The following is a 12,860-nucleotide window of genomic DNA, read 5'->3' as shown; positions in this document are numbered from 1 at the left end:
GCAGTCCGCTGTCACCAGAGGTGGAAAAAAGATATGCACAGCCATGCAACCGAAAACAAAGGGGACTGTACAGGGACAGAAACCGGAAGTATAACGCAGATGCTGTAGGTGCATATAACATCCTGAGAAAATATCTCTCCGTATCCGGAGAGAAAAAGGAACTGTCCGTAACCGGACTAAAAACGCCAGAAATAATAAAAGTAGCTGTATAGCTCTAAAGAGCAAACAGTAGTGGTGTCATGGACGCACCCTGAAAAGGCGGTATCCCGCCTTAATTCAGATGCTCTGGTAACTCAGTTGCCGAGTAGTTCACATGCCTGCCGTTATCACTTAATCGATACAATTTATATTTACCTGCTTTGGTAGAAAGTATCAGATTTGTAGAAGCTGACTTTTTCATTATCTCTGATAGAGTAGATTCTTTTAATCCTAAATTCTGACATATTTCTGAATGAGTCATAATTCCATGAGCTTCTAATAATAAAACAATATCTTTAAGATGCTTAGTTGAGGAGATCTGCTTTTGGTAAATTTTGGCATTTAAATTTTCTTCTTCTTTTACTTGGAAAAATTCATTAAGGGTTTTTATAACGCCCATTAAGGTGCCGAGTTGAAAAACGGCATTGCCTTTTGAATTTTTTTCTAAATAATGTTCAAAATGTTTCAATTGTGAATTTCCGTAACGGACTGTTTGGGCAAATGAAGAACTGTCGGAATTGTACCATACATCCATAATGTGTTCTTTATTATCGGATGCATATTGGGTCAGAGTTACATACTCATGTTTTTCCAGAGTTTCTGGCAAATTTGTTTGTGCATGCATCCAGATTTCTTTACGCATAAGATCCTCCTCCTTATTTGGACATTAGTGATTATGAAATTTTTTTATAATAATTTATTCAAATATTTTTTTGAATATTATGAATTACAAATTCATCCTGAAAAGAATTTTTGGTTTTTGAAACTTCGAAATCCAAAGGGATATTTATTTTAAAAACGCAGGCTTTTATGTTTTCACATGAAAAACCGCAACAACACTTACTGCCAAAAGTAATAGTCTGAGTTGTGCCTGCGATTCCACAACCGCCAATGGCTTTTTCCGTAGAAGAGACTGCTCCACAGCAGTTTCCCCATACAATAGTAGTTCCATAAGTTTTTAAAGCTGGCAAAGTATTGATAAAATCCTGTTCGCCTCTAGAATAGGAAGGAACTATCAGGAGCGTTGCACCTAAACTTCCACATATAAATTGTTGGATACGCTTCTAGTCAGCTAAAAATTCTGCACATATTACGATTGCGATACGATGAAAATTCGGAACGTGAATAAGTATTGTAGACCATTCCTGTAGTTCTGAAAGTGCTTCCATTTTATGTCCCTTATTATCAACATCTGTAGCGCTTCTGCCATTAGGTTCATATAGCTTTTTGCAGATTGAATAGATGCCATTTTTTTCACCTCCAATTTCTTTTATATTATAGCACAGTAAAAGTAGTTTACCAACAATAGTTCAATTTCAGTTCAATTCTGGTTACTGTTAAGTCAAGTTAATATTGGAAAGTAACAAGTTTACAAACTGATTCGACAAAAACTGAATCATATAATTGACTTTTAGACTATCCTACGATAAAATATATGCGGTTTATGAAAATATGTTACTGTAAAAGACCATCAGTGACAGAATACTACATTATATCAAGAAGGAAAAGGAAATAACAATGGCGAACAATTTGAACAGTAAATTAGAAAACGGCAAAATATCTGCAGCAGCTGTAGCAGATGTCAATGATGATGAAGTGGAAATTGATTTAAGAGAGATTTTTAAGGCTCTGAAGAGGAAGATTTTGCTGATCCTGATGGTAGCTCTGATCGGCGGGTGTGGGACAGGAGCGTATACACAGTTTATGATGACTCCTATTTACAGTTCTACGTCCAGTATGTTGGTTCTTTCCAAAGAAACTACGCTGACTTCCCTGGCCGATCTGCAGCTGGGTGCGAGTCTGACCAGTGATTACACGGTATTGATCACAAGTACGCCGGTTCTGGAGCAGGTCATTGAAAATCTGAAACTGGATATGACAGCAGAGGATCTGAAAAAAACGATCACGATCAACAATCCGACTGATACCCGTATTCTTGAGATCACAGTAAATAATTCGGATTCAGCTCTTGCAAAAGAGATTGTAGATGAAGTGGCCAGTGTTTCTTCTTCTTACATAGGCGATAAGATGGAAGTTATCCCACCTAAGATCATCGAAGTTGGTAAGATTGCAACAGTCAGAACATCCCCTAGTGTAAAGAAGAACGCAGAGATTGGTTTCCTTCTGGGATTTGTGGCATGTGCAGCGATCGTTGTGATTCTTGCAGTAATGGATGATACGATCAAGACAGAGGAGGATATTGAGAAATATCTGGGAGTTTCTGTTCTTGCCAAGATTCCTGACAGAAAAGACTTTGTTAATGTAAAAAACAAAAAGAATAAGAAAAAAAGTCATCGCTAATTCAAATGGAGGAATCTGATCAATGAAGAAAATCACATTAACGGATAAACGTAAATCAAATTATTATTATAATGAAGCTATTAAAACACTGCGTACCAATATCCAGCTGTCCGGTCAGAGTATTAAGACAATCCTGATCACAAGCTGTTTTCCGAACGAGGGAAAGAGTGATGTTGTTCTGAGTCTCGCCCAGGAGCTTGGAAGTATCGGAAAAAAAGTTCTTCTTCTGGATGCAGATATCAGAAAAACTGCTTATGCAGGACGTCTTGGCGTGGAAGAAGAGGTAAAGGGACTTTCTCAGTTCTTAAGCGGACAGGTTAATATTAACGATATCATCTATGAGACAAACTATGAAAATATGGATATCATATTTGGCGGTCCGTCCGCACCTAATCCGTCCGGACTGCTCAGTGAGAATATTTTTCAGCTGTTTTTAAAGAAAGTCAGAGAGTATTACAGCTACATATTAATTGATACACCGCCTATCGGAACAGTTATTGATGCAGCTGTGATCGGCAGACATTGTGATGGTGCTATCTTTTTGATCGAGCCTGGTAATGTGCGTTATAAGGATGCTCAGAAGGCACTTTCACAGCTTGAGAGAAGCGGTTGCCAGATTCTTGGAGCAGTTATGAACAAGATTGATACGAAAGCGGATAAGTATTATTCTTCTTATTATAAGCATTACGGAGAGTATTATCGCCGTGCAGAAGAAAATAACAAATAATAAAAAGAAAGCTGGGAAAATGTGAACGGAAATAAAAGAAACAGTACAAAAATGAATATACTGTTGGCGATCATCTGCATTTTACTGATAGGAGTTCTTGGTGCAATTTTTGTTATGAGTCATGAATCAGAGAAAAAAGAAGCACAGCGTCTGGAAGAACTTGCAGGAAGTGAGCAGAAGGGAATCGAGGATTATGAAGCTGTGAAGGAACATGCAGCTGAACTGGAAAAAGAGGATGCAGCAGAGGATGATTCCACTGAGACAAAAGATAATTCAAAAGCAGAAAAAGATGCTGCTGACAGTTCAAAAAACAAAGAGGATTCAGCAAAATCAGATAAAAGTGCAGATTCTGAAAAAACAGAAACTACAGACAGTACAGACAGCGCAGAGACAGCTGCCGCAGAAGATGATACAGAAAAAGAACATTCCGGCATCGTATGCTGGGGTGATGATCTGATTAATGGCACAGATTCTGATACTTATTCTTATATGGCGGTTCTTCAGAAACTTCTTACAGAAAAGGGATACAGTGATCTTACAGTAATTAACAAGACTCTTCAGGGTGGCGGAACTCTTTCCATGATGAAAATGGCAGGAGTCAGTGACGATACAATCCAGAGATATATCACGAAACATCAGCAGGCAGCGAATGGGGCACAGCTGAATGTGACAGAGACCGGAATCCGCGATCTGACAGAGGAAGAGACAAACCGAAATGATATGGACTGTGTGCCTGTGATCTTTATGGGATATTACGGCGGATGGAACCATGATCCGGCTGAGCTTGCAGAACAGCAGGAAAATATTCTGAATACTTTCCAGAATAAGGATGATTTTATTGTAGTGGGTACGCGACCAATGGATGGTACAGTAAGTTCTGATGATCTGGATAAGGTGCTCAGCCAGAAATGGGGAGAGCATTATATCAGTCTTGCTTCCGTAACACCGCAGCCTGCTTCTACAAAGGAAGCGCAGCAGGCGATGGCAGAGGCTGTTTTACAGAAACTGGAAGATCTGGGTTATATAAGTAAAAAATAACAGAATTTTATAAGACTGAAGGAATAAAGATGAAAAACTCGGGAAGAAGAGCTGCACATCAGAGAAAAATATATCTGACTTTACTGATTGTGGTTATTATTCTAGCCGCGATTCTGGGTGGTGGATATTATTTTAGGAGTCAGACAGAAGCTGCTTCGAAAACGAAAGATTCCGGTCATGTGGAAGCAGCACAGCCGCAGGAAGATAAGAATACTGTGCAGTATCAGGGAAGTACTTATAAGTATAATGATCATCTGAGCAATTATCTGTTCATGGGAATTGATTCAAGAGATGCAGTAGATACATATGAATCCCAGGAAGATGCAGGGCAGGCGGATGCTATTTTTCTGGCTTCTATGGACAGGGTCACAGAAAAATTGAAGGTTTTGTTTATTCCCAGAGATTCCATGACAAGGATCGAGGTTTTTAATCCGGCCGGAAAAAGTCTTGGAATGACAACAGATCATATCAATATTCAGTATGCATATGGCGATGGAAAACAGAAAAGCTGTGAACTGATGAAAACAGCAGTATCTAATATGCTGAATGGTATTTCGATTCAGGGATATTGTTCCATGAATATGGATGGGATTTCGACTTTGACGGATTTTGCCGGCGGGGTGGAGATTACAGTTCCGGATGACAGTCTGGAAGCCGTGAATCCGGAGTTTAAGAAGGGCGCTGTTGTGACCCTGACCGGTGAGGACGCAGAACAGTTTGTCCGTTACCGGGATACAGATAAGAGCCAGAGTGCTCTTGTAAGGCAGGAACGGCAGAAAACATATCTCCAGGCTCTTCTGAAGAAATGTCAGGAACAGGCAGGGAAAAATGCCGGTTTTGTGGCAGATCTTTATGAGTGTATCAGGGATTACACAGTTACCAGTATGGGAAATGATGTTTTTGCAAAACTTCTTGCCGCGTCACAGAATGGAATTGATGATACGCAGACAGTTCCGGGAGAGGGAACCCAGGGAGCAAATTTTGATGAATATCATATTGATGAAGATAAATTGTCAGAAATGATTATTTCCATGTTTTATGAGAAAATAGATTGATATTTTTTTCGATTTGTTTTATTATTATATCTAAGGGATTAATAGTATAATGAGTACTGTTATCTAAATATTTTTTTACTCAAAAGGAGAGGTGCATTATGAAAATGGCAAAGAAATTCATGGCACTTGCGTTAGCAGCAGTTCTCAGTGTGGGGTCTGCATTTTGTGTCAGCGCAGACGGAAGCCGTACTAAGAACATTACGGTAAGCCAGGAGCAGTCTAAGATCTATGAGGTTATCCAGAAGATTCAGGAGACTGAGGAATTCAAGGAACTTACGGCTGATGTTCCGGCAGTAGCAGATGCTTTCCAGAAAGTAGGAGAAGGCAAGATGGATGTGGCAGAGTTTACAGATGTTCTGAAAGCTCTTGCAGCAGACGAGAAAAATGAGACTCTGAAAGCAGCAATCGAGGAAGTTGTTGAGAAACTTGACGGTAAAGATTTTGTAACAGGATTTACACAGTTCAAGGTTCTTGATCAGGCTAAAGCTGTTAAGAATGCAGATGGCAAATATGAAGTAGAGATTGCTGTTCCAAGCCTTACAGATGATCTTGAGAATGTTCAGCTGTTATGCTACAACAAGGAAACAAAAGAGTGGACAATTGTTGAGCCGATCAGCATTGATAAAAAGAACAAAACAATCAAAGTTGCATTAGAGGATCTGTGCTACTTTACAGTTATTGCAGATGCTAAGGCAGACACAGCAAAATAATCCCACCTGGGTAAAAAACAGCTTTGCGATATCAGTTTTGGATATTGCAGGGCTGTTTTTTTAGAATTGGATCAAACGAAATGGAAGCTAAAAAAAGACGGTTAGAATATGTAGATGTTGCGAAAGGAATCGGAATCATATGTATTATTCTTGGACATCTGGGACTTGCGTCTGTTAATAAGGTGGTGTTTACATTTCACGTCCCTGTTTTTTTTCTGATCACAGGATATTTTACGAACAGTAATCGTTCGACGAATGATTTTATTAAAAATAAGGTACGAACGCTTATTGTCCCGTATTTTATTACAAGTGCGGTGATCATAATTCTGGGGACGCTGAAAGGAATGGGTGAGGGAAATGCAAAGATCGCTTTTTCCGAATGGTTATGTGCCGCCCTGTATGGAGCAGGTGACACCTATACGACTCCTTTTTATATCAGAGGAATAGGCGCTATCTGGTTTTTGTGGGCAACTTTCTGGGGGAGTATTTTTCTCAGGATTTCTTTAAAGTTTCATAAATTAATCAGAATAGTATTTGTTATCGGCCTGTTTATTCTGGGACGTGAATTAAAAAAGTGGTTCTGGTTTCCACTGAGTATTCAGGCAGGAGCATGTGCAACGTTATTCATGTACATAGGATATCTGTTCCGTCAGTCAGAAGAAAAATTAAAAAAGATTTCAGAGGAAACCAGAATTTTCTGTGCTTTTTTTGCTCTGGGGGTATGGATTTCTTTTATAAGACAGTTTCAGTCTTTCTGGCTGGTAAACTGTGATTTTGGGAGAGGAATTATAGATATCTTCGGATCTGTCTGCGCCTGTGCCTGTGTACTGATGTTTTCATGGATTGTTGAATGGAAAATGGGTGTGATCGCAAAAATAATAGCTTTTTTTGGAAAATACAGTATTTTTATATTGTGTATACATATAACGGAACTTAACTTGTTGAAGTGGTGGGAGATGACAGCGGGATATGGTATAAGCAGCAAATATCAGCTTCCGAGTATTATTGTCGGAAAATTCATACTGGATCTTGGCGGAGCATGGATTCTGTCAAGAATTAAATTTGTTAAAAAGATATTCGGGATGAAATAATTACCGTTTCCAGTTAAAAATATTTGACCAGTGTATTAACAGGGGCTATAATAAGATATAAATATTCAGTATACTTCAAGGAGAACAATTCATGAGCAAGATTATTTTAACGGGCGACCGTCCGACGGGACGCCTTCATGTAGGTCATTATGTTGGATCACTGGCAGAGCGTGTGAAGCTGCAGAATTCCGGCTTATATGACGAAATTTATATTATGATCGCAGATGCACAGGCACTTACAGATAATGCAGAGCATCCGGAGAAGGTGCGCCAGAACATTCTGCAGGTTGCCCTGGATTACCTGGCATGCGGACTGGATCCTGAGAAATCCAATATTTTCATTCAGTCTATGGTGCCGGAGCTTACAGAGCTTACTTTTTATTATATGAATCTGGTTACTGTCGCACGTGTACAGCGTAACCCTACTGTAAAGTCCGAGATCAAGCAACGTAATTTTGAAGCAAGTATTCCGGTCGGATTTTTCTGTTATCCGATCAGCCAGGCAGCAGATATCACAGCATTCCGTGCAACACATGTACCAGTAGGTGAGGATCAGCTGCCGATGCTTGAGCAGTGTAAGGAGATCGTTCATAAGTTTAATTCTGTTTACGGTGAGACACTGACTGAGCCTGAGATTGTTCTTTCTTCCAACAAGGCATGCTTACGTCTGCCCGGAATTGACGGCAAGGCTAAAATGAGTAAATCTCTTGGCAACTGTATTTATCTTTCTGATGAAGAAGATGTTGTTAAGAAAAAGGTCATGTCCATGTTTACAGATCCGAATCACCTCCGTGTCCAGGATCCTGGTCGTGTAGAGGGGAATCCGGTATTTATTTATCTGGATGCTTTCAGCCGTCCGGAACATTTTGCAGAATTTCTTCCGGAGTACCAGAATCTTGATGAGCTTAAAGCTCATTATCAGAGAGGCGGTCTTGGTGATGTGAAGGTGAAGAAATTCCTGAATAATGTTATGCAGGCAGAACTTGGACCGATCCGTGAGAGAAGAAAAATGTGGGAGCAGCGTACAGAGGATGTATTTGATATCCTGAAGGCTGGTACAGAGGTTGCCAGAGAGAAGGCTGCTGCAACGCTTCACGACGTGCGTTCCTCTATGCGTATTAACTATTTCGAGGATCAGGAGTTCCTGAATCAGTAAGAACAGAATTATATTTGAAGTATCAGATCAGCCCGGAAGCGTGTATTCCGGGTTGATTTTTCTTTAAAACTATGTTACTATTTCATCCATATGGGAAACAGATGTTCAGTTGTTTCCGGGAGAGGTGAGTTGACTTTGATTTCTTTTGTAAAGGGCAAAATAACAGATATTGATGAAAACAGCCTTGTGCTGGAGAATGGCGGTATTGGCTATGAGATCTATATGACCGGTCAGGATCTTGGCAAGATTCACACAGGCGAAGAGAAAAAAATATATACATTTCTTTATGTGAGAGAGGATATCCTGCAGTTATATGGATTTTTTTCCAGGGATGACCTCAGTATGTTTAAGCTTCTCATCGGGGTGAATGGTGTAGGTCCGAAGGGGGCTCTTGGTATTCTTTCGGGAATCAGTGCAGATGAACTGAGATTTGCTGTGCTTTCCGATGATGTCAAGACTATTTCAAAAGCCCCTGGCATCGGCAAAAAAACTGCCCAGAAAATGATTCTGGAGCTGAAAGACAAGCTGAAACTGGAGGATGCTTTTGAGATGAAGCTTGCCCATCAGCAGGAGGAAGCGATTGCAGGGGCGGCAGACCTTCGTGATAGCCGTCAGGAGGCAGTGGAAGCACTGGTTGCACTGGGATACAGTTCGGCAGATGCACTTCGCGCAGTCCGCAAAGTTCCGGAGAATGTTCCGGCAGATGATGTGGAAGCAATCTTACGCGCGGCATTGAAGAATTTCTGATATATTTCAAGTTTTTAGAACGGAGCATGACGAATGGAGAACAGGATCATTACAACAGACGTGACAGAGGAGGATTTTTCCCTGGAGGGAAATTTACGCCCTCAGAGTCTGGAAGAGTATATCGGTCAGCAGAAAACCAAGGATACTTTGAAAATCTATATCGAAGCGGCCAAGCAACGCCATGATTCTCTGGATCATGTGCTTTTTTATGGACCTCCGGGGCTTGGAAAGACAACGCTTTCCGCGATTATAGCCAATGAGATGGGTACACATATGAAAGTTACCTCAGGACCGGCGATTGAGAAGCCGGGAGAGATGGCAGCAATCCTGAACAATCTCCAGGAGGGAGATGTTTTGTTTGTGGACGAGATCCACAGACTGAATCGTCAGGTAGAAGAGGTGCTTTATCCTGCAATGGAGGACTTTGCCATTGATATTATGATCGGTAAGGGAGCATCTGCACGTTCGATCCGTCTGGATCTGCCTAAATTTACGCTTGTCGGTGCGACGACACGGGCAGGTCTTCTTTCAGCGCCGCTTCGAGACCGTTTTGGAGTGACGCAGAGACTGGAATTTTATAATCAGAAAGAACTGACTACGATTATTCTCAGATCTGCACAGGTTCTTGGAGTAGATATTGAACCTAAGGGAGCAGCGGAGATTGCCAAGCGTTCCAGGGGAACTCCCCGTCTGGCCAATCGCCTTCTGAAACGTGTGAGAGATTTTGCCCAGGTGAAATATAATGGTGTGATCACTTATGACGTAGCGTGTTTTGCACTGGACCTTCTGGAAGTAGATCAGTATGGGTTGGATAAGACAGACCGGCGTATTCTGCAGACGCTGATTCTGAATTTCCAGGGCGGACCTGTGGGACTTGAGACGCTTGCTGCTTCTATCGGAGAAGATGCGGGAACTCTGGAGGATGTTTATGAACCGTATCTTCTGCAGACCGGTTTTCTGAACAGAACACCTCGCGGAAGGATGGCCTCTGTGCTGGCATATACCCATCTGGGGTATCCAAGACCTGAATCATCGACAAAATAGTTGTAAATAGTGGAAAAACTTCTATACATTTTCGTCGGAATCAGTTATAATAAAAATAGTTGCGAGCTGTGAGGCTGGTAACAGATAGGAATGTTGCTGTGTGAGTGAACAGTAGCAGATGAATTCAGGAGGCTTTACGAATGGCGGTAAAGAATACAGCACAGGTTGTCATTGACGGAAAGATCATTACTCTTGGCGGATATGAGTCTGAAGAGTATTTCCAGAAAGTTGCAGCCTATATGAATAATAAGATCAGTGAACTGAGCCAGATGCCGGGATATTCCAGACAGGCCATGGAGACCAAGCATACACTTCTCAGTCTGAATATTACAGATGATTATTTCAAGGCGAAGAAACAGGCGGAGATTTTTGAACAGGATCTTCAGCAGAAGGATCAGGAAATGTATGACCTGAAGCATGAGCTGATCTCTCTGAAAATGCAGATTGAGGAAGCTAAGAAGGCAGAACAGGAAGCTCTGGATCAGAAGAATCTTCTGGATGGTAAGGTGAAGGAGCTTGAGAAAGAACTTGACGAATTGCTTAAATAAGAATGGGGGATTGCTTCGGTAATCCTCTTTTGTTTTCTATGGAATGGTTTAACAGACAGGAGATGAGGAAATACTTTGAAAAAGATGATAACTGAGCTGCTTTCGCCGGCAGGCTCATATGAAAGCTTTGAGGCTGCCATAGGAGCTGGTGCAGATGCAGTCTATGTGGGAGGACCGGCATTTGGAGCCAGGGCTTATGCGAGGAATTTTACGCAGGAGGAGCTGATAACGGCCATTGAGACAGCGCATATACATGGGCGTAAACTGTATCTTACAGTGAATACTCTTCTGAAGAACCGGGAACTGGAAGAGCAGCTGTTTGACTATCTGGCGCCGTATTATGAAGCAGGACTGGATGCGGTGATTGTTCAGGATCTGGGAGTTTTTGATTTTATCCGGCATAATTTTCCGGATCTGGATATTCATGCCAGTACCCAGATGACAGTGACCGGTCCCGAAGGCATGAAATTCCTGGAAGAGAAGGGAGCTACCCGTGTAGTTCCTGCAAGGGAACTTTCGTTGGAAGAACTTGCGTGTATGCATAAAGCAAGTCCTCTGGAAATAGAGACATTTATTCATGGTGCTCTGTGCTACAGTTATTCCGGTCAGTGTCTGATGAGTAGTATTTTCGGAGGAAGGAGCGGAAACAGGGGGCGTTGTGCACAGCCCTGCAGGCTTCCGTACAGCGCAACTTTGGATCACCGTAAATATAAAGGGGATAAAGATTTTTGTGCATTGAGTCTTAAGGATATCTGTACTCTGGATATTCTTCCGGATATTCTGGATGCAGGCGTGATGTCACTGAAGATCGAGGGACGTATGAAACAGCCGGGATATACAGCCGGAGTTACTTCTGTATATCGAAAATATCTGGATCTTTATCTCAGCGGAAAAGAATATAAGGTTCAGGATGCAGACCGCAGGTATCTTCTGGAGCTTTTTAGCAGGGGCGGTTCGTGTACCGGTTATTATGATATGTACCGCGGGCCGGAGATGATGGCTTTTGCCAATGAGAAGAAATCGGGCAGTATTCAGCCGGAGATCAGAAAAATAAAAGAAAAAATTCACGGGAATTTAATACTTTCTCCAGAAAGTCCTGTTATACTGGAAATAACCTGTGGGGACAGGACAGTGACAGCCATGGGTGGAGAAGTGCAGTTTGCGAAAAATCAGCCGATGGAAGAAGCGCGGATCCGCCAGCAGATGGAGAAACTTGGAAATACGGAATTTCAGTGGAAAAAACTGGATATTGAGATTAATGGAAGGATTTTTGTTCCGGTGAAGGTACTCAATGAAGTTCGAAGAGATGCACTTGCACAGTTGAGAGAGACATTGCTTGAGAATGGACGAAGAGAACCAGCGAAGAAGAAAGCCGAGAAGGGGAACAAGAAGACCGTAGCCAATGAAAGAGAGGATAATCTTCCTTTGTATGTATCCTGTGAGCGGACGGAGCTTGCAGAGGCTCTTCTGGAAGAAACAGGAATTACAGGATTTTATCTGCCGTTTGATACCATGATGAAGTGTTTTTCGCCGGAGCTTGCAGCCAGAAAAGAGTTATATCTGTCTACACCGCATATTCACCGTGGAGAAATGCCTGAGAAATGGATCCGGGCTGCAGAGAAATGGCTGAAGCGGGGGATGAAGGGATTTCTGGTACGAAGCCTGGAGTCCTATGCAGTATTAAAAAAGCTGGGTTATGGCGACAGGTGTGTACTGGATGCGTCTATGTATACCTGGAATGACCAGGCGGAAGAATTCTGGAATAAAGAAGGAATTCTGAGAAACACAGTTCCGCTGGAGCTAAACGAAGGTGAGTTGCGTCACAGGGATAACCATTCTTCGGAAATGCTGCTGTATGGATATATTCCGCTGATGCTTTCAGCTCAGTGCGTTCGTAAGAACCTTTTTGGCTGTACAGGAAAAGGGGAAACACTTTACCTGAAAGATCGTTATAACAATGAATTTCCGGTGAAATGCTGTTGTACCCCGTGGGATGGCGCCTGTCCGGAAAAAGCCAGATATTGTTATAATATTATCTATAACAGTATACCGTATGGTCTTCCAGGAGAGAAAGAACGGGTGGAGAAGCTGAATCTTCAGTCTCTTCGTCTTGCATTTACTATTGAGAGTCCAAAAGAGGCGAGGGCAGTTCTATGCGAATTCCGAAGCATTTATCAGGGAAAAGGCAAACCATCCGGTCGCAGGTATACAAAAGGCCATTTTAAAAGAGGAGCCGAGTAAAAGT

At 41.8% G+C, this 12,860-nt stretch carries 13 protein-coding genes and 1 pseudogene; 12 read left to right on the top strand and 2 right to left on the bottom strand.

Annotation, left to right across the window (positions count from 1 at the left end):
- Nucleotides 1-212, top strand: a pseudogene (locus tag WMO28_RS09955) (RNA-guided endonuclease InsQ/TnpB family protein); the annotation flags it as partial.
- 59 nt (nt 213-271) lie between these two features.
- On the opposite strand, the gene WMO28_RS09950 reads toward WMO28_RS09955, so the two are convergent.
- Both WMO28_RS09950 and WMO28_RS09945 read right to left on the bottom strand, forming a co-directional pair.
- Nucleotides 272-841, bottom strand: a complete 570-nt coding sequence (locus WMO28_RS09950) for a helix-turn-helix domain-containing protein (RefSeq protein WP_349056878.1) — start codon at nt 839-841, stop codon at nt 272-274.
- 58 nt (nt 842-899) lie between these two features.
- On the bottom strand, nt 900-1,169 hold the full coding sequence (locus WMO28_RS09945) for a hypothetical protein (RefSeq protein WP_349056876.1): 270 nt from the start codon (nt 1,167-1,169) through the stop codon (nt 900-902).
- 547 nt (nt 1,170-1,716) lie between these two features.
- On the opposite strand from WMO28_RS09945, the gene WMO28_RS09940 reads away from it, so the two are divergent.
- From WMO28_RS09940 to WMO28_RS09890, 11 genes are all read left to right on the top strand, one after another.
- Entirely contained in the window at nt 1,717-2,499 is a 783-nt protein-coding gene (locus WMO28_RS09940) for a YveK family protein (RefSeq protein ID WP_349056874.1), read from the top strand.
- A gap of 22 nt (nt 2,500-2,521) precedes the next feature.
- Complete coding sequence (locus WMO28_RS09935; protein WP_349056872.1) at nt 2,522-3,226, top strand: CpsD/CapB family tyrosine-protein kinase; 705 nt, start codon at nt 2,522-2,524, stop codon at nt 3,224-3,226.
- Nucleotides 3,227-3,277: 51 nt separating this feature from the next.
- Entirely contained in the window at nt 3,278-4,264 is a 987-nt protein-coding gene (locus tag WMO28_RS09930) for a hypothetical protein (protein ID WP_349056870.1), read from the top strand.
- Nucleotides 4,265-4,293: 29 nt separating this feature from the next.
- Nucleotides 4,294-5,319 (top strand): LCP family glycopolymer transferase, encoded by a 1,026-nt coding sequence (locus tag WMO28_RS09925; RefSeq protein WP_349056869.1) that lies wholly within the window; start codon nt 4,294-4,296, stop codon nt 5,317-5,319.
- A 98-nt stretch (nt 5,320-5,417) separates the two neighbouring features.
- Nucleotides 5,418-6,029 carry a hypothetical protein gene (locus tag WMO28_RS09920; RefSeq protein WP_349056867.1) on the top strand — a complete coding sequence of 204 codons (612 nt, stop codon included), beginning with the start codon at nt 5,418-5,420 and terminating at the stop codon, nt 6,027-6,029.
- A gap of 80 nt (nt 6,030-6,109) precedes the next feature.
- Nucleotides 6,110-7,120, top strand: coding sequence for an acyltransferase family protein (locus WMO28_RS09915; protein WP_349056865.1), 1,011 nt, complete (start codon nt 6,110-6,112; stop codon nt 7,118-7,120).
- 91 nt (nt 7,121-7,211) lie between these two features.
- Nucleotides 7,212-8,276 carry a tryptophan--tRNA ligase gene (gene trpS, locus WMO28_RS09910; RefSeq protein WP_349056864.1) on the top strand — a complete coding sequence of 355 codons (1,065 nt, stop codon included), beginning with the start codon at nt 7,212-7,214 and terminating at the stop codon, nt 8,274-8,276.
- A gap of 135 nt (nt 8,277-8,411) precedes the next feature.
- A complete protein-coding gene (gene ruvA, locus WMO28_RS09905; RefSeq protein ID WP_349056882.1) occupies nt 8,412-9,023 on the top strand; it encodes a Holliday junction branch migration protein RuvA in 612 nt (203 codons plus the stop codon).
- A gap of 33 nt (nt 9,024-9,056) precedes the next feature.
- Nucleotides 9,057-10,067 carry a Holliday junction branch migration DNA helicase RuvB gene (gene ruvB / locus WMO28_RS09900; protein WP_349056863.1) on the top strand — a complete coding sequence of 337 codons (1,011 nt, stop codon included), beginning with the start codon at nt 9,057-9,059 and terminating at the stop codon, nt 10,065-10,067.
- Nucleotides 10,068-10,207: 140 nt separating this feature from the next.
- Nucleotides 10,208-10,615 (top strand): cell division protein ZapA, encoded by a 408-nt coding sequence (locus WMO28_RS09895; protein WP_349056862.1) that lies wholly within the window; start codon nt 10,208-10,210, stop codon nt 10,613-10,615.
- 84 nt (nt 10,616-10,699) lie between these two features.
- Complete coding sequence (locus tag WMO28_RS09890; RefSeq protein ID WP_349056881.1) at nt 10,700-12,856, top strand: peptidase U32 family protein; 2,157 nt, start codon at nt 10,700-10,702, stop codon at nt 12,854-12,856.
- Nucleotides 12,857-12,860: the final 4 nt, after the last annotated feature.

The organism is Blautia aquisgranensis (assembly GCF_040096615.1).
Classification (GTDB): Bacteria; Bacillota; Clostridia; order Lachnospirales; family Lachnospiraceae; genus Blautia_A; species Blautia_A aquisgranensis.
The sequence above is the reverse complement of the archived record's forward strand: the minus strand, read 5'-3'. Positions and strand labels throughout refer to the sequence as shown.